This window comes from Nonomuraea sp. B208 (genome assembly GCF_057536035.1).
The window spans coordinates 437917-460411 of record NZ_BAAJOU010000030.1 but is presented as its reverse complement, the minus strand read 5'-3'; the positions used below and the strand labels follow the sequence as shown (position 1 = coordinate 460411).

General features: G+C 73.2%; 21 protein-coding genes. 13 read left to right on the top strand and 8 right to left on the bottom strand.

The window, feature by feature from the left end; translation table 11 throughout:
- Positions 1–3702 carry a DUF4153 domain-containing protein gene (locus tag AC27IY_RS43715; protein ID WP_487181607.1) on the bottom strand — a complete coding sequence of 1234 codons (3702 nt, stop codon included), beginning with the start codon at positions 3700–3702 and terminating at the stop codon, positions 1–3.
- Complete coding sequence (locus AC27IY_RS43710) at positions 3699–4382, bottom strand: response regulator transcription factor (RefSeq protein ID WP_329584468.1); 684 nt, start codon at positions 4380–4382, stop codon at positions 3699–3701. The genes AC27IY_RS43715 and AC27IY_RS43710 overlap by 4 nt, the downstream gene beginning before the upstream one ends.
- Before the next feature lie 72 nt (positions 4383–4454).
- Between AC27IY_RS43710 and AC27IY_RS43705 the strand changes: the two genes are divergently transcribed.
- The 5 genes from AC27IY_RS43705 to AC27IY_RS43685 all read left to right on the top strand — a co-directional run bounded on the left by AC27IY_RS43705 (position 4455) and on the right by AC27IY_RS43685 (position 8080).
- On the top strand, positions 4455–5327 hold the full coding sequence (locus AC27IY_RS43705) for an arylamine N-acetyltransferase family protein (protein ID WP_487181606.1): 873 nt from the start codon (positions 4455–4457) through the stop codon (positions 5325–5327).
- Positions 5328–5372: 45 nt separating this feature from the next.
- Positions 5373–6455, top strand: coding sequence for a protein kinase domain-containing protein (locus AC27IY_RS43700; protein ID WP_487181605.1), 1083 nt, complete (start codon positions 5373–5375; stop codon positions 6453–6455).
- 100 nt (positions 6456–6555) lie between these two features.
- On the top strand, positions 6556–7092 hold the full coding sequence (locus tag AC27IY_RS43695) for an RNA polymerase sigma factor (RefSeq protein ID WP_487181604.1): 537 nt from the start codon (positions 6556–6558) through the stop codon (positions 7090–7092).
- A complete protein-coding gene (locus AC27IY_RS43690; protein WP_487181603.1) occupies positions 7085–7777 on the top strand; it encodes a hypothetical protein in 693 nt (230 codons plus the stop codon). The genes AC27IY_RS43695 and AC27IY_RS43690 overlap by 8 nt, the downstream gene beginning before the upstream one ends.
- A gap of 111 nt (positions 7778–7888) precedes the next feature.
- Positions 7889–8080 carry a hypothetical protein gene (locus AC27IY_RS43685; protein WP_364449537.1) on the top strand — a complete coding sequence of 64 codons (192 nt, stop codon included), beginning with the start codon at positions 7889–7891 and terminating at the stop codon, positions 8078–8080.
- A 34-nt stretch (positions 8081–8114) separates the two neighbouring features.
- On the opposite strand, the gene AC27IY_RS43680 is transcribed toward AC27IY_RS43685, so the two are convergent.
- On the bottom strand, positions 8115–8429 hold the full coding sequence (locus AC27IY_RS43680; protein WP_091079700.1) for a DUF3817 domain-containing protein: 315 nt from the start codon (positions 8427–8429) through the stop codon (positions 8115–8117).
- Positions 8430–8432: 3 nt separating this feature from the next.
- Entirely contained in the window at positions 8433–9215 is a 783-nt protein-coding gene (locus AC27IY_RS43675; RefSeq protein ID WP_487181602.1) for an SURF1 family protein, read from the bottom strand.
- A gap of 105 nt (positions 9216–9320) precedes the next feature.
- Between AC27IY_RS43675 and AC27IY_RS43670 the strand changes: the two genes are divergently transcribed.
- Both AC27IY_RS43670 and AC27IY_RS43665 read left to right on the top strand, forming a co-directional pair.
- The gene (locus AC27IY_RS43670) at positions 9321–9494 is read left to right on the top strand and encodes a hypothetical protein (protein WP_344209974.1); all 174 of its coding nucleotides are present in this window, start codon (positions 9321–9323) and stop codon (positions 9492–9494) included.
- 108 nt (positions 9495–9602) lie between these two features.
- Complete coding sequence (locus AC27IY_RS43665; protein ID WP_487181601.1) at positions 9603–11060, top strand: flavin-containing monooxygenase; 1458 nt, start codon at positions 9603–9605, stop codon at positions 11058–11060.
- Here the strand turns inward: AC27IY_RS43665 and AC27IY_RS43660 are convergent.
- On the bottom strand, positions 11050–12786 hold the full coding sequence (locus AC27IY_RS43660) for a gamma-glutamyltransferase family protein (RefSeq protein WP_487181600.1): 1737 nt from the start codon (positions 12784–12786) through the stop codon (positions 11050–11052). The two genes, AC27IY_RS43665 and AC27IY_RS43660, sit on opposite strands and share 11 nt — an antisense overlap.
- Positions 12787–12880: 94 nt before the next feature.
- Here AC27IY_RS43660 and AC27IY_RS43655 point away from each other — a divergent pair, with 94 nt between their 5' ends.
- From AC27IY_RS43655 to AC27IY_RS43635, 5 genes are all read left to right on the top strand, one after another.
- Positions 12881–13996: a sensor histidine kinase gene (locus AC27IY_RS43655; protein WP_423474312.1), complete on the top strand. Its 1116-nt coding sequence runs from the start codon at positions 12881–12883 to the stop codon at positions 13994–13996.
- Complete coding sequence (locus AC27IY_RS43650; RefSeq protein ID WP_329584486.1) at positions 13993–14640, top strand: response regulator transcription factor; 648 nt, start codon at positions 13993–13995, stop codon at positions 14638–14640. Before AC27IY_RS43655 ends, AC27IY_RS43650 begins: the two co-directional genes overlap by 4 nt.
- A 42-nt stretch (positions 14641–14682) precedes the next feature.
- A complete protein-coding gene (locus AC27IY_RS43645) occupies positions 14683–15435 on the top strand; it encodes a class I SAM-dependent methyltransferase (RefSeq protein ID WP_423474311.1) in 753 nt (250 codons plus the stop codon).
- A 63-nt stretch (positions 15436–15498) separates the two neighbouring features.
- Complete coding sequence (locus AC27IY_RS43640) at positions 15499–16380, top strand: urease accessory protein UreH domain-containing protein (protein ID WP_487181599.1); 882 nt, start codon at positions 15499–15501, stop codon at positions 16378–16380.
- Positions 16381–16445: 65 nt separating this feature from the next.
- The gene (locus AC27IY_RS43635; RefSeq protein WP_371252689.1) at positions 16446–17831 is read left to right on the top strand and encodes a tetratricopeptide repeat protein; all 1386 of its coding nucleotides are present in this window, start codon (positions 16446–16448) and stop codon (positions 17829–17831) included.
- Positions 17832–17834: 3 nt separating this feature from the next.
- Here AC27IY_RS43635 and ald read toward each other — a convergent pair whose 3' ends face one another.
- Together ald and AC27IY_RS43625 are read right to left on the bottom strand one after the other, a co-directional pair.
- The gene (gene ald / locus AC27IY_RS43630; protein WP_423443713.1) at positions 17835–18944 is read right to left on the bottom strand and encodes an alanine dehydrogenase; all 1110 of its coding nucleotides are present in this window, start codon (positions 18942–18944) and stop codon (positions 17835–17837) included.
- A gap of 58 nt (positions 18945–19002) precedes the next feature.
- Positions 19003–20385 carry an aspartate aminotransferase family protein gene (locus tag AC27IY_RS43625; protein WP_344210003.1) on the bottom strand — a complete coding sequence of 461 codons (1383 nt, stop codon included), beginning with the start codon at positions 20383–20385 and terminating at the stop codon, positions 19003–19005.
- 267 nt (positions 20386–20652) lie between these two features.
- Here AC27IY_RS43625 and AC27IY_RS43620 point away from each other — a divergent pair, with 267 nt between their 5' ends.
- Positions 20653–22002, top strand: a complete 1350-nt coding sequence (locus AC27IY_RS43620; protein ID WP_344210005.1) for a M20/M25/M40 family metallo-hydrolase — start codon at positions 20653–20655, stop codon at positions 22000–22002.
- Positions 22003–22007: 5 nt separating this feature from the next.
- Here AC27IY_RS43620 and AC27IY_RS43615 read toward each other — a convergent pair whose 3' ends face one another.
- Positions 22008–22472: an NUDIX domain-containing protein gene (locus AC27IY_RS43615; RefSeq protein WP_364449593.1), complete on the bottom strand. Its 465-nt coding sequence runs from the start codon at positions 22470–22472 to the stop codon at positions 22008–22010.
- Positions 22473–22495: the final 23 nt, after the last annotated feature.

Here is a 22495-nt window from a genome sequence, read left to right as displayed (position 1 = left end):
TCAATCAGAGGAGTACGACCGGCGCTGGCCGCAATCCGCCCTCCTGTGGACAGGGTGCGCGGCCAGCAGGTCGCGGGCCTGCGCGCGGGCCAGGTTCCAGCCGTTCCAGGGGTCCGGCCGGTCCAGCTCGTTGGCCGCGACCACGTCGGCCAGCACGCAGCTCCGCTGCGGCTCCGGCAGCCGGTCGAGCGCCGGCACCGCCTCCGCGCCGAGATCGCCCAGGTAGTCGGAGTCCAGGTTGGCGACGCCACGCACCTCGACCTGCGTGGCCGCGACCCGCAGATCCGGGTTGACCAGCGCGAACGCGCCCAGTCCGAGCCCCGTCACCAGCACGATCGTCCGCGGCAGCCAGCCCGAGCCGCGTCCCGTCAGGCGGGCCGCCCCGGCCAGCAGCACCAGCGCGAACACCGCCCCCAGCCACCAGACCGTGGCCTGCACCGACAGCCGCAGCCGGGACAGGCCGTAGGCGTCGGTGTAGAGGTTCATCCGGTGCAGGGCCGAGGCCAGCACCACCATGGTCAGGCCGCAGAGCACGCCCAGCAGCCCGGCCAGCACCCAGCGCTCCCGCCGCCCGGTACGCAGCAGCCCGGCCGCCGCCGCCACGATGCCGAGCACGAACACGCTCACCACGACGAGCTGGAAGAAGCCCTGCCTGGCGTACTCGGCGTAGGTCAGCCCGGCCGTCCGCAGCACCAGCGTGTCGCCGCCGAACAGCGCCGTGATCTGCACCGCCACGAACGACGCGAACAGCAGGTTGACCGCCGTCAGCGGCACCAGCCACACGCTCCTGCTCACCGCGAACTTCCGCCGCGGGCCCACCGGGTCGTTCACGGGCCGCAACGCGACCAGCACCACGGCCGCCAGCAGCACGGCGAACAGCACGAACAGCACGATCCGCCCCGGTATCGACTCCGCCCACGCGGGGGCGGTCACCAGGCGCTCGGCGTACGAGGCGAACACCGCGTCCGCCGAGGCGAACAGCAACCCGAACACCAGCAGCAGCACCGCCGTGATCCCGAGCGCCGCCACGGTCGGCAGCACCCGCCGCCGGGCCGTGAGCTTCTTCAACGGCCCGGCCAGGAACCACGGCACCGGGCCCAGCGCCAACAGCACCGACAGGCCGCCTCGCAGCACCCCGAGCCAGCCGGCCCCGGCCCCCGACACCGCCAGCGCGCCCAGCCCGGCCCCCGCCACGAGCAGGAGCCCCACCAGCCAGTCGGCGTCCCGCACCGCCGCCATCGAGATCAGCCCGTACGCGGTGAGCCCGAACGCCACCGACCACGGCGTCATCCGCCTGGCCACGGCCGGCAGCGCCGCCGCGCCGAGCACCATCGACACGAGCACGATCCCCAGCCCGACCTGCGCCTCCGGCAACGCCACGGCCGCGAACACCCCGCCACCGCCGGCCGCCGGCAACAGCCAGCGCGGCGGCGTCGGCAACTCGGGCCGCGGAAACAACGGCGGCGGAACGTAGGGGGGCGGCCCGTAACCCGGCGGCCCGTACGAGGGCGGCCCGTACGACGGAGGCCCGTACGACGGCGGCCCATACGACGGCGGCCCATGACCCGCCGCCCCCCGCCCCTCCGGCCCGCCCGGCGCCTGCCCCACCGGAACCCCATCCCACAACACCGGCCCCACAGCCTCGGACACCCCCACCGGCTGCCCGGAAGCTTGACCCCCGGGCCTCGACGTCGTGGCCGCCGCAGCATGCGCGGACTGCGCGGCATGCGCGGGCTGCGCGGCATGCGCAGGCTGCGCGGCATGCGCGGGGGGTGTGGACTGGGAGGTGCCGGGCGTCGTGGAGGTGCCTGCGGTCGCCGCCGCGCCCGGCGTCACGGCCGCGCCCGGCGTCACCGCCGCGCCCGGCGTCACGCTTGTGCTGGCCGTCGCCGCTGAGCCCGCCGTCGCCGCTGTGCCAGCCGTGGCCACTGCGTCGGCCGTCGCCGCTGAGCCGGCCGTCGCCGCTGAGCCTGGCACCACCGTTGGGCCAGGCGTCGTGGCTGCGCCTGGCGTCGCCGCTGAACCATGCCTCATGGCTTCGCTTGCCTGCGCCGCTGCGCCCGGCGCCGCCAGGGGGCCAGGCGTCACGGGTGCGTCCGGCGTCGCCGTTGCGCCCTGCGTCGCAGCTGTGGCCGGCGTCGCAGTGGGACCGGTTTGCGTCGCGTGTTCCCCGGGTGTCGCCGGGGGATCCGTCGGTTGTCCCTCTGTGCTCATCGAAGCCCCGCTTTCCTGTCCCGCATATGTGATCGGTCGCGCCGGATGGACCGGCCGCGCCACCTGAGCCATCTGGTACGCCAGCGCCGCCGCCCGCCGGGCCGAGCCCGCGCCCAGGGCCGCGCCGAACGCGCCCACCCCCGCCGTGCACAGGACGAGCGTCACGAGCGCCAGCCCGTCCGAGACGGCCACGCTGACGAACACGGCGGCGAAGATCCCGAGCAGGAAACCGACCATGATCCCGACAACCCCGCCGCCGACCACCCGTACGAGCCCCGAGCCCGGCATCGGCACGGGCACCCCCGCCCCCGCCCCCGGACCGGGAGCTACGACCCCCGCCGCAACGGGCATCCGCCCCTCGGCCGCGGGCTCCAGCACGGGTTCGCCGACTTCCACCGCAAGGGGCGCCCGCCCGCCTTCCGCCGCCACCCCACCCCCGGCCTCGGTCGACGGCGAAAGACCGTCCACCCGCACGGGAGCGTCCTGAGCCGACTCCGGCATCGTCCTCCCTGGTAACTCGACGACCATGCGGCACCCCGCCCCCTCGTCGATCCGCACCGCTCCCCCGTGCAGCTCGACGATCTCCTTCACGATGGCCAGCCCGAGCCCGGCCCCGCCGGAGTCGGCGGCCCGCCCGGAGTCCAGGCGGGAGAACCGTTCGAACACCCGCCCCCGCTCCGCCTCCGGGATGCCGGGCCCGTGGTCGGCGACGGCTACCCGTACGCCGGCCCCGTGCGCGGCCCCGCTGACGGTGACCACCCCGCCGGATGGGCTGTGCCGTACGGCGTTGTCCAGGAGGTTCGCGAGGACCTGGGCGAGCAGGTCGGGGTCGGCCCGCACGACCAATCCCGGAGGCACCTCGGCGCGGATCGCGACGTCCTCCCTGGCCAGCCCGGCCTCCCGCACGGCCTGGTCGACGAGCGGCGCGAGGGTGACGGCCTCGGCCTCGATGAGCCGCGCCCCGCTGTCCAGCCTGGACAGGTCGAGGAGCTGCGCGACGAGCCGGCCGAGCCGTTCGGTCTGGGCGAGCGCGGTGGCCATGGTGACGGGGTCGGGCGCGGAGACGCCGTCCACGACGTTCTCCAGCACGGCGCGCAGGCCGGTGATGGGCGTACGCAGCTCGTGGCTGACGTTGGCGACCAGCTCGCGCCGCTGGCGGTCCACCTCGCCGAGGTCGGCCGCCATGGCGTTGAACGCCCTGGCCAGCTCGCCCACCTCATCCCGCGAGGTGGCGCTGACCCGCAGCTTGTAGTGGCCCTTGGCGATGGTCTGGGCGGCGCGGGCCATCTGGCGCAGCGGCTTGGTCATCCCCATGGCGAGGAGCTGCACCATGATCAGCGCCAGCACGACGGCGACCGCGATGCGCACCTCGCGCGACAGCCCCGAGTTGATCCCGACCTCGTTGACGACGAAGGCGGTGCCGACGGCGAGCACGATGACGATGCCGAGTTTGACCTTGATCCGGCCCAGGAAGTCGAGCGGCCTCATCGCCGTACCAGGGCGTAGCCGACGCCGTGCACGGTCCGTACGACGTCGGGGCCGAGCTTGCGGCGCAGCGCCCGTACGTGGCTGTCGACCGTCCTGGTGGCGGCGGCCTCGGAGAAGCCCCACACGTCCGACAGCAGCCGGTCGCGCTCGAAGACCTGTCCAGGCCGCTCGGCGAGCCGCCGCAGCAGGTCGAACTCGGTACGGGTGAGCTGCGCCTCGCTGCCCCGCACGAACACCCGGCGGGCGGCAGTGTCGATCTCGACCTCGCCCACCCTGATCACGGTGTCCTCGGCGGCGAGCTGGGCGGCCCGCTCGACCCGGCGCAGCAGCGCGTGGATGCGCGCGACGAGCTCGCGCATGCTGAACGGCTTGGCGAGGTAGTCGTCGGCCCCGACGCCCAGCCCGACCAGGACGTCGGTCTCGTCGCCGAGCGCGGTCAGCATGAGCACGGGCACCGGCCGGGCGGCCTGCATGCGCCGGCACACCTCCAGCCCGTCCAGGCCGGGCAGGAGCCGGTCGAGGATCACCAGGTCGGGCTCGGCTCTCGCGTACTGGACGAGGGCGTCCTGCCCGTCGCCCGCCACCCGGACGTCGAACCCCTCGGCGGCCAGGCGGTTCCGTACGGCCAGGGCGATCGTCCGGTCGTCCTCGACCACGAGAATGCGTCGCTGCTCTGCCACGTACGGAAGCGTAGAAGCGGGCTGTGCAGACCACACCTCCTTAAGCGTGCACATACAGTGCAGACTTGGCAGGTGACCATCGCCGCTTACCTCCGCCGCATCGGCCTGCCCCACCTGCTCGGCGCGCCCGCCACCGCCGACAACCTGCGCGCCCTGCACGCCGCGCACGTCGAGAAGGTCGCCTACGAGGCTCTGGAGATCTGGCTCGACCGTCCCACGTCCGTGGACCCCGCCGAGTCCGTCGCGCGCATCGTGCGCGGCCGGGGCGGCTACTGCTTCCATCTGAACGGCGCGTTCCACTCCCTCCTGGCGGCGCTCGGTTACGACGTGACCCGGCACGTCGGCGGCGTGCAGCCGCACAAAGGCGAGCCGAACGTCGATGCCAACCATCTGGTGCTCACGGCCCGCGGCCTGCCCTCGCCGGAGAACCCGGGCGGCGAGTGGCTGGTGGACGTGGGGCTCGGCGACGCCCTGCACGAGCCGCTGCCGCTGGTGGCGGGCGCCTACCGGCAGGGGCCTTTCACGTACGGGCTGCGCGCGTCGGAGATCGCGCCCGGCGGCTGGCGGCTCGACCACGACCCGAGTGGCTCGTTCCTGGGGATGGACTTCGGTCCGGCTCCGGCGGAGATGTCCGCGTTCGAGAAACAGCACCACCATCTGACGACGTCGCCGGAGTCCGGGTTCGTCCGGATCTGCTCGGTGTCGCGGCGCGACGGGTCGGGCGTGGACCAGTTGCGCGGGCTCACGCTGTCCAGGATCGGCTCGTCCAGGATCGGCGGCGCGGGCGGTCAGGAGCTCACCCTCGACACCGCGCGCGACTACTTCGCGGCCCTCGCCGACGTCTTCGTCCTGCCGCTCGACGACGTGAGCGCGGAGGAGAAGGACCGGCTGTGGCGCAGGCTGTACAGCGCGCACGAGTCCTGGCTGGCCGGCCGGGCGACGTGACGGCCGCGAGCGGAAGGGTGCGGGGCTGGATGGTTCCGGGCGGACGTGGAGGTCGTCGTGCACCTGGACATGGGAGGGCCCGGCAAGCCGGCCGGTCGTTACCGCCTGCTCGACCCTTCGGCGGCGGGCCCTGAGCGCCCGGCCTTCGACGAGTCCGGCCGCCGTGAGGTGACGGTCAGGGAGCTGCGCCTGCCGGCCGAGCTGCGCGCGGCGGCGCTGCACCGGGCGCGCGCGGCGGCGGCGCTGCGGCATCCGTCGATCGTGCGGGTGCTCGACGTGGTGACGCAGGACGACGCGCCGTGGCTGGTCATGGAGCCCGTGGCGGGGACGACGCTGGAGTCCGCGGTGAATTCGCGCGGGCCGCTTCCCGTGGTGCAGGCGGCCAGGGCGGGGGTGGGCGTGCTGGCGGCGCTGACGGCCGCGCACGCGGCGTCGTACGTGCACGGCAACGTCGAGCCGGGCCACGTGCTGCTGACGGCGGGCGGCCGCGCGATGCTGACCGGGTTCGGGCTGCCGACCCGGAGCACCTGGCCGTCGGCCGACCTGTGGTCACTGGGGGCGACGCTGCACTTCGCGGTCGAGGGCCGGCCGCCCGGCGCGTCACCGGCGGCCGGTCCCGAGCCGCTCAGGTCGCTGGTCAGGGCGATGCTGAACCCGTCGGGCCCGCCGCCGGTGGAGGTGATCCGCGAGACGCTGGAGCGGCTGGCCGTGGACCGGCCGCTGGACCGGCTCATCGAGGCGCTCGGGCCGCTGCCGCGCGCCGAGGTGGCGGCGATCGGCCTGGCGGCGGCCGAGCGGCTGCGCCAGGGGCAGGGGCCGCACGGCGGGGTGCACCCCGGGAACGTTCTAGTGGACGACCGCGGCCGGGCGACGCTGCTGCCGTCCGTGCGGTCGGGGACGCCTCCCGCGTACGCGGCCCCGGAGGGCGGGCCCAGCCCGGCGGCCGACCTGTGGTCGCTGGGGGCCACGCTGTACGCCGCGCTGGAGGGCCGGCCGCCCGCGCCCGGCGCGCCCATGACCCGGGCCGGCGTGCTGGGCCCGCTGCTGTTCCGGCTGCTGTCGCCCGATCCCGCGGCACGGCCATCGTTGGAGGAGGTCGCCGCCGGGCTGAGCGCGATCGGCCGGTGAAAGCGATCCGGGGGTTCGGGCAATCAGTGGTGACCGTCTTCGCGGAACCGAACGGAGAACCACGCGTGACCCCAGCACGAACGCCGGCGAGGCCGCCCGCATGAACGTCCCCACCCATCCAGCGCTGGACCTGGACCAGATCTTCGACGCGTACTTCCCGGAGATCCACCGCTACATCGCCCGGCGGCTCTCCAGGGACGACGCCGACGACCTGGCGGGCGAGGTCTTCCTCGTCGCCGCGGAAGGCGGATACGAGCCGTCGCGCGGCGACGTCAAACCCTGGCTGTACGGCATCGCCACCAAGCTCATCGCACGGCACCACCGCAGCGAGGTCCGCCGATGGAGGGCGCTCAGCCGGACGGTGGAACGCGAGGCGCACAGCCACGAGGACACCACGCTCGCGCGGGTCACGGCCGGCGCGCTCACCGGCAGGCTCGCGGGGGCGCTTGCCAGGCTGAACAGGGGCGACCGGGACGTGGTGCTGCTGGTGGCGCTGGGCGGCTTCACCCACCAGGAGGTCGCGACCGCCCTGGAGATCCCGTACGGCACCGTCGCGTCCCGGCTCAGCCGGGCGCGCAAGCACCTGCGCTCGGCGCTGGGCGACGTCAACCCGCTGGAGGGGAGCCACGATGGATGAGATCACCCTGCTCGCCCAGGCGATCCCGGACGAGCCGCCGCCTTCGGCTGAGACCGTGGCCAGGGCGCGGGCGCGGCTGGCCACCCGCCACGGCGCGGCACGCCGGGCCCGCCCGCGCTGGGGGTGGGGCTGGACGGCGGGCGCCGCCCTCGCCACCGCGGCGGTCGTCACGGCCGTCGTCATGGCGGTGTCGAACCTGACCGTCGTCACCGGCCCCGCGTCCCCGCCCTCGCCACCGCCCGCCTTCGAGGAGCCGCCCCGCGCCTACAAGGGGCTGAACCTCCTGGCGGCGACGGCCGGGCCGCGCTCGGCGACGAAGGCGCGTCTCCGCTTCCGTCCCACGAGCGAGAACGTCAAGCTCGTCATCTTCTGCCAGGAGCCCGGCTCGATCTTCTTCACCCAGGAGGGAACGAGCAGCGCCGCCGGCACCTGCGGCCCCGAGGGCGGGCTCAGCATGCTCGCGGACAAGGCGTACGAGCCGGGCTGGCTCGGCCGCGACCACGAGGTCACGGTGTGGGTCTTCCCCCCTGACGCCCCCGTGGTGCGCGGACGCGGCGCGTGCCCGTCGAAGGACGCGTGCGAGGGGAAGCACGAGCTGTCCGGCCCGAAGGCGGCCGACCGGCTGGCCGCCGAGCTCGGCGAGCGTCCCGGGGCCTGGTCGGCCGCGGCGTACGACAGAGACTGACCCTTTCGCGATACATCGCGAAGGGGAACCCCCAGGGTGTCCCGCTCGTTGGATCGGCGACGCAGAATATGAGAAGAGGCGGGGCGTGCGCTCCGCGTTCGGAGGAAGAGGATGTCGCCAATCCAGAAGTACGCCATCGGCGCGGGCATCGCCGTCCTGATTTCGCTGATCTTCCTGCCGGGTTGGGTCACCCTGCTGGTGGTGCTGGGCGCGATCGGCGCTCCGGTGGTCGGCTACCTGATGCTCGACCCCTCGCAGCGCGAGCGGCTGAAGAGGGCGCGCCGGCGCGGGATCGGCCGCTGAGCTCCGGGCGGCGGGGGCCGGTCCCGCAGGGGACTCAGGCCTCCGCCGCGGCCGGCGCGGCCGACTGGACGCGCTCGGTCACCTTGCGTTCGATGAAGAACGACAGGAAGGGCACGGTGCCGCCGAGCATGACGCCCAGCATGTAGGGCCACGACCAGCGCGCCTTCATGCCGAGGTTCATGACCGCGACCAGGTAGAGCATGTAGAGCCCGCCGTGGATCGGTGCGGTGATCTTCGACAGGGTGGGGTTGCCGAAGCCGTAGCGCAGCACCATGGCGGCGCACAGGATGAGCAGCATGCAGCCGACGACGTAGGCGAGCACCCGGAAGGGCTTCAGAGCCGATTCCACGTTTTAACCTTCCAGAGCCATCTCAGGGGATTTGCCACGATCTCGATCACTTCGTACGGCATCCCGTACGAAGTGGAACCACATGAAAACGGCGAACCCTGCAAAGATCCACCAGTTAGCGGCGTAAGCCAGATTACGCCAGGTCAGCGCGCCCTCGGTCGCCGGCGGCGAGATCGCCACCTGCGTCAGCGAGCCGGACGGCGGCTGCGCGACCACGAAGCCGGGCCGCACCTTCTGACCGGCCCACAGGTTGACCAGCTCGCCCGTGGAGACCGTCTGCACCTGCCCGGCGGGCAGGATCGTGGCGCGCCGCTGCACGCTGTCGGTGCCCTGCTGCGGGCTCAGCCGGCCGGTCACCGTGACCCGGCCCTCCGGCACGTCGGCCGCCGCCGGGTCGTCGCTCCTCGCCACCCAGCCCCGTACGACCGGCATCAGCGTGCCGTCGTCGAGCCGGAGCGGCGTGAGCACCCAGTAGCCGTCGTCCTGCGAGGCCTTGCCGCCCGGCGCGTCCACGTCGGGGCGGCGGTCGGCCACGAGGAGCTGGCGGGCGGGGTCGTAGGAGCCCTCGGCCGTCACCCTGCGCCCGACGACGTCGCCGGTGAGCTGGGCGGCCAGCGGGGCGAGCGTGGCGGCGGGCACCGGCGCGGGGTCGGCGGCGGCGCGCGGCCGGCCCGACTCCTCGAAGACCCCGAGCTGCCAGCGCCCGAGGAAGACGAACGCGATCAGGACCCCGATCGTGAGCAGGTGCAACCCGACGAGGCGGGGCGAGAGAAGGGTCCTGAGCATGCTTACAAGCTATCCGCCGGAGGGGGCGGTCCCGTCATGGACCCACCCCGATGAATCGCGCAAAAAGCCGCAAACGGCACAGCCGTTGCCGCTAGGCTTGCGCCCATGTCTGACCAGCATATCGACCCCGCGGGCAACACCCAGGCTTTCCGCGCCTTCGCGAACGCGCGTGAGCAGGAGTCCGAGGCCACGCCCAAGAAGTCGCCCCTGCTGCCCATCATCGCGGTGGTCGCGGCGATCGTGATCATCGGCGTCGCCGCCTTCCTGTTCCTCCGGTAGGCAATGTCCGGCAAGGCCGACCCGCCGCGACGCCGTGGCGGGTTTTCGCCGTTCCCTGAAGGCCCCTCGATGACCTACATTGGACGAAGCGTCCAATAGGAGGTTCGCGTGGGTGAGCAGCCAGGGATCGTCATCGTGGGCTCCGGCTTCGCCGGAATCTGCATGGCCGTGAAACTGAAGGAAGCGGGCTACCACGACTTCGTCATCCTGGAGAAGGCCGGCGAACCGGGCGGGACCTGGCGCGACAACACCTATCCCGGCTGCGCCTGCGACGTCCCGTCCCACATGTACTCCTTCTCCTTCGAGCTCAATCCCGGCTGGTCCCGGATGTTCGCCCCGCAGGAGGAGATCCAGCGCTATCTGCGCGCGTGCGCCGACAAGTACGGCGTCACCCCCCACATCCGCCACGGCAAGACCGTCACGGCCCTGGAGTACGACGACGAGCGCCGCTCCTGGACGGTGACCACCGGGGACGGGGAGACGATGCGGGCCAACGCGGTGGTGTCCGCGATCGGCGCCCTCCACATCCCGAAATATGCGGATATACCGGGGCGGGAGGCGTTCACCGGCCCCGCCTTCCACTCCGCCACCTGGGACCACTCCGCCGACCTGACCGGCAAGCGCGTCGCCGTCATCGGCACCGGCGCCTCCGCCGTCCAGTTCGTCCCCCAGATCGCGCCGCGCGCCGCCCACCTGACGGTCTTCCAGCGCACTCCCCCGTGGCTGCAGCCCAAGCCCGACTTCGCCTTCTCCCCCCGCGCCCGGCGGCTGCTCCGCCTGCCCGGCGCGGCCAGGGCGCTGCGCTACGGCATCTACTGGGCGCTGGAGACCAGGGCGCTCGGCTTCGCCGTCCACCCGCGCCTCATGAAGGCCCACGAGCGGAGGGCCCTGCGCCACCTCGAGAACCAGGTCCCCGACCCGGAGCTGCGCCGCGCCCTCACCCCCGACTACACGATCGGCTGCAAGCGCATCCTGATCTCCAGCGACTACTATCCGGCCCTGACCAGGGACAACGTCTCCCTGGTCACCGACCCGGTCACCGAGATCCGCGAGCGTTCCCTGGTGGACGCCACCGGCCGTGAGCACCCGGCCGACGTCATCGTGCACGGCACCGGGTTCAAGGTCGTGGACGCCCTCACCGAGCAGAACATCCTCGGCCGCGGCGGCCTCGGCATCCAGGACGCGTGGAAGGACGGCGTCGAGGCGTACCACGGCATCGCCGCCTCCGGCTTCCCCAACCTGTTCTTCCTGCTCGGCCCCAACACCGGCCTCGGGCACAACTCGGTCGTCTTCATGATCGAGTCACAGGCGAGGTACGTCGTCGAGTGCCTGCGCCTGCTGTCGAGGACCCGGGCGAGGGCCCTCGACGTACGCCAGGAGGCGCAGACGGCCTTCAACCGCCGCCTGCGCGCCCGCCTCGACCCGCTGGTGTGGAACGCCGGCGGCTGCCGCTCCTGGTATCTGGACGAGCACGGCGTCAACCGGACGATCTGGCCGGGCTTCACCTTCGAGTACTGGGCGCGTACGAGGAGGGTGAAGCCCGAGGACTACGAGCTCATCTACTAGGCCGGACCACCATCGCGCTGCCGCCGCCGCGCCGGCTCGGCTCGGCCACGGCCTGGACCTTGTCCCGCCCGAGGAACTCCAGCCCCGTGGCCGCGCCGATCTCCGGATTGAGCACGAGCTGGTGTCCGCGGGCCGCCAGCTCATCACCGTAGCTGCCGATGAACCCCTGCTCGGCCTGCGTCTGCGCGGTGTTGCGCTGGGTGGCGCGGGGCGCGGCGAGCGCCTGCTCCAGGTTCATGTCGAAGTCGTACCGGTTGAGCAGGATCTGCAGCACGGTCGTGATGATCGTCGAACCGCCGGGCGAACCGAGCGCCAGCACCGGCTTGCCGCCCTTGAGCACCACCGTGGGCGCCATCGACGAGCGGGGCCGCTTGCCGGGGCCGGGCAGGTTAGGGTCGCCGGGGGCGGGGCCGAAGGTGAAGTCGGTCAGCTCGTTGTTGAGCAGCACGCCGCGGCCCGGCACGACGATGCCGTTGCCGCCGGTGGACTCGATGGTGAGGTTGTAGGCGACGACGTTGCCCCATCGGTCGGCCACCACCAGGTGCGTGGTCTCGGGGCCCTCCTTCGCGGTCGGGCTCGCGGTGCCGGTGGGCTGGGCGCAGGGGCCGTACGAGCCGTCCGGGTTCCCGGGCGCGACAGGCGGGGTGAGGGCCTGGTCGCCGATCAGGCAGGCGCGCTCCTTGGCGAAGCCGTCGGACAGCAGCTCCTTCAGCGGCACGCCCGGAATGTCGCCGACGTAGGCGTTGCGGTCGGCGAACGCCAGTTTCGACGCCTCCAGGTACTCGTGCACGCCCACGTGCGGCAGGGCCTGCAGGATGTTGAGCGCCTCGCCGACGGTGGAGCCGCCGGAGGACGGCGGCGCCATCCCGTACACGTCGAGGCCCTTGTACGAGACCTTGGTGGGCTCGCGGAGCAGGGCCCGGTAGGCGGTCAGGTCCGACAGCTCCATCAGTCCCGGCCGGACGTTGCGGGTGCTGCCCGGGGTGACCGGCGGGCGCTTGACGGTGGCCACGATCTCCGCGCCGAACCGGCCGCCGTACAGCCAGCCGGGGCCGCGCCTGCCCAGCTCACGGTAGGTCTCGGCGAGCTCGGGGTTGCGGAAGACCGAGCCGACGGGCGGCGGCGCGCCGTTCGGCAGGTAGAGCTTGGCGGTGGAGGTGAAGTCCTTGAAGCGGGCGGCGTTGGCGGCGGTCTGGTCGTAGAAGGTCTGGTCCACGACGAAGCCCTTGGAGGCCACCTCGATCGCGGGCTGGAGCGCCTGCCGGAGCGAGAGCGTGCCGAAGCGGCGCAGGGCGAGGTCCCAGGTGGCGACGGTGCCGGGCACGCCCGCCGACAGGCCGCTGGTGACGCCCTCCTCGAACGGGATGCCCTCGAACGAGCTCGCGGTCATCGCCTTCGGCGCCGTCTCCCGGCCGTCGATGGTGTGGACCTTGCGGCGGGCGGCGTCGTAGTAGACCAGGAAGCCGCCGCCGGTCGGCCCGGCCGAGTACGGCTCCGTGACGCCCAGGACCGCCCCGGCCGCCACGGCCGCGTCCACGGCGTTGCCGCCTCTCCGCAGCACGGAGATGGCGGCCTTGGTCGCGTCGAGGTCGACGGTGGCGACGGCGCCGCCGTACCCCGTGGCGGCCGGAACCTTCTGCTGGGGCTCGGCGGGCGCGGCCACGGCGGGGGCGGCCGGGACGAACGCGATGAGGACTGCTGCTGCAGGAAGGAGCACTGGACGCATGTTCCCCACGTAACACCAGCTACGCCCGTCGCGGTAGGGCCCCCTGCGACTGCGGGGTGATGCGCAGGTCAGAGCGGTCGTCTAGCGTTGGGGCGTGCGTTCGAAGTCCGGTTTCGCCCCTTACCTCGCCCTCATCACGGCCGTCTTCCAGGTCGTGCTGTCGCAGGGGGCGTCCTACGGGCAGCGCGCGTTCAGGGCGCCGCTCGACCCGTGGGCGTACGCGCTGCTGCTGGTCGGACCGCTGATGATCGCGTTGCACCGCAGATACCCGGTGCCCACGGCCGTGGTCACGTTCGCGGCCACTTTTCTCTACATCGGGGGCGGCTACCCCTACGGCGGGGTGTTCATCTCGCCGATCGTCATGCTGTTCCAGCTCGTCGGGCGGGGGCGCCGGCCGGCCGCGTGGATCCTCGCCGGGGGGTCGCTCGCGGCCTTCATCGCCTACGCGTGGACGACGAGCCAGCCGCAGCGGGGGCTCTTCCACGACCTCGCGGTCTCGTCGTTCATCCTGCTCACGATGGTCGCGGCCGAGCTGGTCAGGATCGCCCGCGAGCGCCGCGCCCAGCAGCAGCGCGCGGCCGAGGAGGAGAGCCGGCGCCAGGCCAGCGAGGAGCGGCTGGTCATGGCGCAGGAGCTGCACGACGTGCTGGCGCACAACATCTCGCTCATCCACGTGCAGGCCGCGACCGCGCTGCACCTCATCGACGACCATCCGGAGCAGGCCAGGACGGCCCTCGCCACCATCAAGACCGCCTCCAAGGAGGTGCTGGGCGAGATGCGCGGGGTGCTGGACGTGCTGCGCGAGGGCGCGCCGCGCTCCCCCACGGCCGGGCTCGACCGGCTGGAGGAGCTGATCGGACGCTCCGGGCTGGAGGTGGAGCTGGAGCGGGCCGGCTCGCGCCCGCTGCCGCCGACGGTGGAACGGGCCGCGTACCGGATCGTGCAGGAGTCGCTGACGAACGCCGCCCGCCACGCCCCCGGCTCGGCGGTCACCGTGCGCCTGGAGTACGGCGAGCGCGAGCTGGTCGTCCGGGTGACCGACACCGGCGCGACCGCGCCGGCCGTCCTGTCCGGCGAGGGCAGCGGCAACGGCATCCCCGGCATGCGCGAGCGGGCCGCCGCGCTCGGCGGCTCGCTCGTCGCCGCCCCGACAGGAACGGGCTTCCAGGTGGAGGCCCGGCTGCCCCTACCCGAGGAGACGACCCCATGATCAAGGTGCTGCTGGCCGACGACCAGGCGCTGGTCCGCGCGGGCTTCAAGGCGCTGCTCGACGCCCAGCCGGACATGACCGTGGTGGCCGAGGCCGGCGACGGGGCCGAGGCGGTGCGGCTGTCGGAGCGGCACGGCCCCGACGTGGTCCTCATGGACATCCGGATGCCCGGCACCGACGGCCTGACCGCCACCCGGCAGATGCCCGAGGGGCCGCGGATCATCATCCTGACCACGTTCGAGCTGGACGAGTACGTCTTCGAGGCCCTGCGCAGCGGCGCCAGCGGCTTCCTGGTCAAGGACACCGAGCCCGCCGAGCTCATCCAGGCCGTCCGCGTGGTCGCGGCCGGTGAGGCGCTGCTGTCGCCCAGCGTGACCCGCCGCCTGATCGCCGAGTACGCCAGCCGCGCCAAGGAGCCGGTCGCCGCCGGCGGTCTCGACCAGCTCACCGAGCGCGAGCGGGAGGTGCTGGCCCTGGTCGGCACCGGCATGACGAACGACGAGATCGCCGCCAAGCTCTTCATGTCGCCGGCCACGGCGAAGACCCACGTGAGCCGGACGATGATGAAGCTGCACGCCCGCGACCGGGCGCAGCTCGTCGTCATCGCCTACGAGTCGGGCCTGGTGCGGCCCGGCTGGCTGTGAAATCGGTTGATCCACGGGGCCGCCGCAGGCCATGGTCGGAGGATGCGGCGCTCCTATGACGATCTCGTCCACGAGGCGAGCACGGTCTCCGTGGACGGCTGGGACTTCTCCTGGCTCGACGGCCGGGCCACCGAGGAACGACCTTCCTGGGGCTACTCCCGGCTGCTCGCCGGGCGGATGGCGGCCGCGCGGGCCGCGCTCGACCTGCAGACCGGCGGCGGCGAGGTGCTGGCCGGGGTGCCCACGCTCCCGCCGGTGGCCGTGGCCACCGAGTCCTGGCCGCCCAACCTGAAGCTGGCCGACTCCCGGCTGCGGCCGCGCGGGGTCAGGGTGGTGGCCGCCGCCGACGACGGCCCGCGCCTGCCGTTCGCCGACGGCCTCTTCGACCTGGTGACCAGCCGGCACCCGGTGCACACGCAGTGGGCGGAGATCGCCCGGGTGCTGCGCCCCGGCGGGTCCTTCTTCTCGCAGCAGGTCGGGCCGCGCACCGTCGGGGAGCTGACCGAGTGGTTCCTCGGCCCGTACGACAGCTGGACGCGCGAGCCGGCGCGGGCCAGGGAGGAGGCCGAGGCCGCCGGCCTGGAGGTCGTCGACCTGCGGAGTGAACGCCTGCGCATGGAGTTCCGCGACATCGGCGCGGTGGTCTACTTCCTGCGCAAGGTGATCTGGATCGTGCCGGGCTTCTCGCCCGAGCGGTACGCGGACGAGCTGCGCGCCCTGCACGACCGCATCGAGGCCGAAGGTCCGTTCGTCGCCCATTCCGCCCGGTTCCTCATCGAGGCACGCAACCCTTAAACGTCACGAACCGTACGACATCTGTCACTGGCCGCGTCCGCCGGGCCGGTCTACCGTACGGGTATGAGCGCCCAGGCCGCCGCCCTGCTCGCCGGCGGGGTGGCCGCGGGTCTGGTGGCGGGCACCGCGACGTGCGCCGCCACTCAGGGCGGCCTGCTCGTGGGCCTGGTCGGCCGGGGCGGTGACCGGGCCGCGGTCGGGTGGTTCCTGGCCGGGCGGCTGGCCTCGTACACCGTGGCAGGGGCGCTGCTCGGGCTGCTCGGCTCGGTCGTCAGCCTGCCGCCGCCGGCCCGCGCGGCGCTGCTCGTCGCGGCGGGCGCCGTGGTGGTCGGATTCGCGGTCCGGATGTTGCGGCGCGGGCACTGCGCCGCCCAGGAAGCGGGCGAGGTCCCCCGGTTCAAGGCGCCGCTGCTCGGCGCGGCCACGATCCTCGTGCCGTGCGGGATGACGCTCGGCGTGGAGATGATCGCCGTCTCCAGCGGCTCGCCGCCGGCCGGCGCGGCGGCGATGGCGGGGTTCGTGCTCGGCAGCGCGCCCGCGTTCGCGCTGCTCGGCTACGTCCTGCGGCGCGTCTCCCGCACCCGGCTGTCCAGGGTCGCCGGGGTGGTCGCGATCGCCGCCGGGCTGTGGACGGCGGGCACGGGGCTCAACCTGGCGGGCTGGCTGCCCAGCGCCGCGCCGGCGGCGAGCTCCACCGTGGGTTCCGCCACCGTGACCGTGTGGGCCACGCGCACCGGCTACCGGCCGTTCACGGTGACGCTCCCGGCGGGAGTGCCGGTCGAGGTCGACTTCAGGGTGGCCGAGCCGGGCTGCACCGGCACCGTCGTCATCGCCGGGCGCGACGTCGCGCTCCCCGCCACCGTCCGCCTGCCGCCGCAGCCGACCGGCAGGCTCCGCTACGCCTGCGGCATGGGCATGTTCACCGGTTTTCTCGACTTCCGGTGACACCAGCCGCGCGTTGTCGGCGATTACGGTTCGCGATCGGGCGATCACGTGCCACCCTGTGGCCTATGGCCTGGCAAGGAGAGGTGGCGGCGCCCGCCGTACCGGCGCCGCGGATGGGCGAGGAGCCCGAGCTGCTGACCGCCGCGTGCACGGGCGACCCGCAGGCCGCGCACCGGCTCGGCAAGCTCTACGCCCAGCACGGCGACCGCGTGTCCGCCAAGCACTGGTGGGAGCTGGCCGCCGCGGGCGGCAACGTCGACAGCGCCTTCAACCTCGGCATCTGGCACGAGAAGCACGGCAGCCTGGTGGAGGCGCTCACCTGGTACGAGGCCGCCGCCCTCGCCGGCGACGCCGAGGCCGCCGCCAACCTGGCGACGCTCCTGCTGGAGCAGCGCGGCGACGTCGAGACCGCCCGGCGCTGGTACGAGCGCGCCGCGAGGGCCGGCTCCCGCGTGGCCGCCCGCCGTCTGGCGCTGGTCTGCGAGGACGCCGGCGAGCAGGCCGCGGCGCGCGAGTGGCACCGCAGGGCGGCGGCGGCCGGCGACACGGCCTCCGCCCACGACCTCGGCTTCCTGGCGTACGCGGCGGGCGAGGACGAGGAGACCGTGCACTGGTGGGAGTCGGCCGCGCGGGGCGGGCACGTCGAGTCGGCCTACTGCATGGGCCTCTACCTCGACGCGGAGCGCGACCCCGAGGGCGCCGAGGCCTACTACCGGCTGGCCGCGCGGAGCGAGCATCCGGGCGCGGCCTCCTGGCTCGGCGGCATCGCGCTGTCCCGCGGCGACCTCCGCACCGCGCGGGCCTGGTACGAACGGGCCGCGAACGCCGGCCGGGCCGAGGACCAGCGCATGGCCGGGTTCGTCTGCGTGGAGCTGGGCGACACCGCCTCGGCCGGCCACTGGTTCGGGCGGGCGGCGGCGGGCGGCGACGCCGAGGCCGCCTTCACCTACGGCCTGCTGCTCATCGCCGAGTTCGGCGACCTGGCCGGCGGCCGCCACTGGTTCAGGCAGGCGGCGCAGGCCGGCCACCGCGAGGCGGCGGTCGAGCTGGGCGGGCTGCTGACGGCCTCCGGGGAGCAGGTCGAGGCGCACCAGTGGCTGTCCGACCCGCCGCCGCCCGTCTGGGCCCGCCCCGCCGAGCCGGAGCTGGCCGCGCGGGCGGAGCTGGCCGCCCTCACGACCGGGCGGCGAGGCGGCGAGGCGCTCGACGCGGCCGAGCTGACCGAGATCCTCGCCACCTGGGACCTCATGACCCGGCCGCTGCACGACCATTCCGACGTGGTGAGCTGGCTGGTGCGGCGCACCGCGGCGCACCGCAGCTCGATCGAGCACCTGGCGTCGGTGCGGGGCACGCTGCTGCGGCCGGGCGCGGCGCCGTGGCCGAGCCCGGCGGAGGTCCAGCACGTCCTCGCCACCGCCCGCGACCTGCGCGGGCGGCTCGGGCTGGAGTGAGCCCTACAGCACCTCGGACAGCGGCGTGTAGGCCAGGTCGAGCGCCTCGGCGACCGGCTGGTTGGTCAGCAGGCCGGCGTGCGTGTTGAGGCCGGCGGCGAGCGCCTGGTCGGCCCGCAGCGCCTCGCGCCAGCCGAGGTTGGCCAGCTTGACGGCGTACGGCAGGGTCGCGTTGGTCAGGGCGTGGGTGGAGGTGTGGGCCACCGAGCCCGGCATGTTGGCCACGCAGTAGAAGACCGACCCGTGCACCTGGTACGTCGGCTCGGCGTGCGTGGTCGGCCGCGAGTCCTCGAAGCAGCCGCCCTGGTCGATGGCGATGTCCACCAGCACCGAGCCCGGCTTCATGCGGCTGACCAGGTCGTTGGAGACCAGCGTCGGGGCCTTGGCGCCGGGGATCAGCACCGCGCCGATCACCAGGTCGGCCTGGAGGACCTCCTGCTCGATGGCGTACCGGGTGGAGACGAGGGTCTTCAGCCGGCCCTGGTAGACGGCGTCGATCTGGCGGAGCCGGTCGATGTTGGTGTCGAGGACGGTGACCTCGGCGCCCATGCCGACCGCGATCTGGGCGGCGTTCAGCCCGGACACGCCGCCGCCGATGACGACGACCTTGGCCGGGGCCACGCCGGGCACGCCGCCCGGCAGGATGCCGCGCCCGCCGTTGAAGCGCATGAGGTTGTACGCGCCCACCTGCGGGGCGAGCCGCCCGGCGACCTCCGACATCGGGGCGAGCAGCGGCAGGGCGTTGCCGACCTGGACGGTCTCGTACGCGATGCCGGTCGTCCCCGCCGACAGCAGGGCGTCGGTGCACGGCCGGGAGGCCGCGAGGTGCAGGTAGGTGAACAGCACCAGCCCCTCGCGGAGCCGGTGGTACTCCTCCGCGATCGGCTCCTTGACCTTGAGGACCATGTCCGCCTCGCCCCAGACGGCGTCGGCGCCGTCGAGGATCTTCGCGCCGGCGGACAGGTACTCCTCGTCGGTGATGTGCGAGCCGAGGCCGGCACCACTCTGCACCATGACGTCGTGGCCGTTGCGTACCAGCTCGTGGACGCCTGCGGGTGTGACGGCCACGCGGTACTCGTGGTTCTTGACCTCGGCAGGGACACCGATCTTCATTGCGGTGGTTCCTTTCGGGTACCGACCGGCACGCCGTCGTGCCGGGGGCTGAGGGGTGTCAGATGCGGGCCCACGCCTCGGTGAGGACACCACGAAGGATGGAGCCGATCTCCTCGAACTCCTGCGGGCCCGCGATCAGCGGGGGAGCGAGCTGGATGACGGGGTCGCCGCGGTCGTCGGCGCGGCAGTAGAGCCCGGCGTCGAAGAGCGCCTTGGACAGGAAGCCGCGCAGCAGCCGCTCGGACTCGGCGGCGTCGAAGGTCTCCTTGGTGGCCTTGTCCTTGACGAGCTCGATGCCCCAGAAGTAGCCGGAGCCGCGCACGTCGCCGACGATGGGCAGGTCGCGCAGGTCGTCGAGGGTCTGGCGGAACAGCGGCTCGTTCCTGGTCACGTGGCCGAGCAGGTCCTCGCGCTCGAAGATGTCGAGGTTGGCGAGGGCGACGGCGGCCGAGACGGGGTGGCCGCCGAAGGTGTAGCCGTGGGCGAACATGGTGTCGCCGTCCTTGAACGGCTCGAACAGCCGCTCGTGCGCGATCATCGCGCCGATGGGCGAGTAGCCGCTGGTCATGCCCTTGGCGCAGGTGATGATGTCGGGCACGTAGTCGAACTTCTGGCCGCCGAACATGGTGCCGAGGCGGCCGAAGGCGCAGATGACCTCGTCGGAGACGAGCAGGACGTCGTACTCGTCGCAGATCTCGCGCAGCCGCTGGAAGTAGCCGGGGGGCGGCGGGAAGCAGCCGCCGGCGTTCTGCACGGGCTCGGCGAAGACGGCGGCCACGGTGTCGGGGCCCTCCATCTCGATGGCGCGGGCCACGCGGTCGGCCGCCCAGATGCCGTACTCCTCGGGGGTCATGCCCGGGACGCCGGTGATCTCGTCGGCGCGGTAGTGGTTGGTGTTGGGCACGCGGACCGAGCCGGGCACCAGGGGCTCGAACATCTGCTTGAACGCGGGGATGCCGGTGATCGACAGCGCGCCCTGCGGGGTGCCGTGGTAGGCGATCTGGCGGCTGATGACCTTGTGCTTGAGCGGCTTGCCGACGAGCTTGTAGTACTGCTTGGCGAGCTTCCACGCGGTCTCGACGGCCTCGCCGCCGCCGGTGGTGAAGAAGACGCGGTTGAGCTCGCCGGGGGTCTGCGCGGCCAGGCGCTCGGCCAGCTCGGCGGCCTTGGGGTGGGCGTAGGACCACAGAGGGAAGAAGGCCAGCTCCTGGGCCTGCTTGGCGGCGGCCTCGGCCAGCTCCTGGCGGCCGTGGCCGACCTGGACGACGAAGAGCCCGGCCAGGCCGTCGAGGTAGCGCTTGCCGTGGATGTCGTAGACGTAGGACCCCTCACCGCGGACGATGGTCGGGATCTCGGACTGCTCGTAGGCGCTGTGCCTGGTGAAGTGCAACCAAAGGTGGTCTTGCGCGGCCTTCAGGACGTCGTGTTCCGGCTGCGTCATCGTTATCTTCCCTCGTCTCTCAGCTAGCCCAAGTCTGCATGCTCACCGATCGTTTGCCAAGCGAATCGGTCGTAGCAGTGTGCAGGAAAATCGAGATCCGCAGAAGCACCATGTAACGGCAACGAAATCCGCATGTAGATTAACGCGATGGAGCATGTCCGTTTCGTCCCGTTTACCGGGTTGCGTCCCAGATAGGCGGGCGGATGTGATCCAATGAGTGGCAAACTGTCCAGCTTCGACGAGAACGACCCCCGGGGGAGCGTCCCAGTGACTCCAGACCAGATAGAGAGCGCCGTCGCCGCCTCGATGCCCCAGACCGTCGAGGACCTCAAGCGGCTGGCCGCCATCCCCTCCGTCGCGTTCCCGGGGCACCCGGAGGAGCCCGTGCTCGCCGCCGCCGCGGTGACGGAGGAACTGCTCCGCTCGGCCGGCCTGCCGCGCGTGCAGCAGGTCCCCGTCGAGGGCAGCTACCCGGCGGTCTACGCCGAGGCCCCCGCCCCGCCCGGCGCGCCCACCGTGCTGCTGTACGCGCACTACGACGTGCAGCCCGCCGGCGACCTCAACGCCTGGCGGACGCCCCCGTTCGAGCCGACCCTCATCGACGGCCGCCTCTACGGGCGCGGCACCGCCGACGACAAGTCCGGCGTGATGTCGCACGTCGCCGCCCTGCGCGCGTTCCGCGGCCGGTTCCCGGTCGGGATCAAGGTCATCGTCGAGGGCCAGGAGGAGTACGCGGGCGAGCGCCTGGAGGCGTTCGTCGAGCGCAACCCCGAGCTGCTGCGCGCCGACGCCATCGTGGTCGCCGACACCGGCAACCCGCGCGTCGGCGACCCGGCGGTGACGACCTCGCTGCGCGGCATGGCCGCCTTCACCGTCGAGGTCCGCACGCTGCGCGAGTCCGTCCACAGCGGCTCGGCCGGCGGCGCCGCCCCCGACGCGCTGGCCGCCCTCATGCGCATGCTGACCGCGCTGCACGACGACAACGGCGACATCCGCGTCCCCGGGCTGCCGCGGGGCTCGTTCCTCGGCCAGGGGCCGTCGGAGGAGGAGTTCAGGAAGACGGCGGGGGTGCTCGACGGGGTGTCCCTGGTGGGCTCAGGCTCGCTCGCCGACCGCCTGTGGTCGTCCTACGCCATCACCGTCACCGGCCTCGACGTGCCGACGGTGGCGCAGGCCATCAACGCGGTGCAGCCCGTGGCGCGGGCCCGCGTGACGGTCCGCGTCCCCCCGGCCGGCGACCCGAAGACGACCGTGAACGCCGTCGTCGACTTCATGCGCCAGGTGGCCCCGTGGGGCGTCCAGGTGGGCTTCGGCGACTTCACGGTGGGCTCCGGCTTCCAGGCCGACTCGGGCGGCTACGCCCGCGCCGCGCTCAACCGGGCGATGGAGCGCGCCTTCGGCCGCCCGCCGCGCGACGTCGGCGCCGGCGGCTCCATCCCGCTGGTCAACACGCTGCTCAAGCAGTTCCCGGCGGCGGAGATCCTGCTGTTCGGCGCCGAGGACGAGGACGCCGGCTGCCACGCCCCCAACGAGCGGGTCGACCTGGAGGAACTGCGCAAGGTCGCCACCGCCGAGGCCCTGTTCCTCCTGGAACTCGGCTCCCCCAGCGCGGCCTGACCTTCTCAGCCGCCTGACCCGGAGGGATTCTCCGCCAGCAGCTCCCTGTGGGCGGGTTGGAGGCCCTCCGGGAGGTCGCCGGGGTGGCACCAGCGGGCCTCCAGGATCTCCAGGGGGTCCAGTTTCAGGGTGCCGCCCGTCAGGACGGCCTCGTAGGCGAGCTCGGCGCGGAGGGCGTAGCCGCTGCGCACCCGGAGCAGCCGGCCCACGCGCACGTCGAGGCCGGTCTCCTCGCGGACCTCGCGCCGGACGGTCTCCTCGAACGTCTCCCCGCGCTTGGCGTAGCCCGTGGGGAAGCCCCAGGGGCGGCGCTCCGGCCACAGCCGGTGGCGCAGCACGAGCAGCCGGCCCTCGTCGTCACGGACCAGGCCGGTGACGCCGATCATGAACGTGGCGTGCGTGAGCCACACCAGCCGCCACCGCAGCCGGCCGCCCAGCATCCTCCACACGCGGGCGAGAAGCCGTGTCACCGCGCTCCTTCTCTCTCTAGATC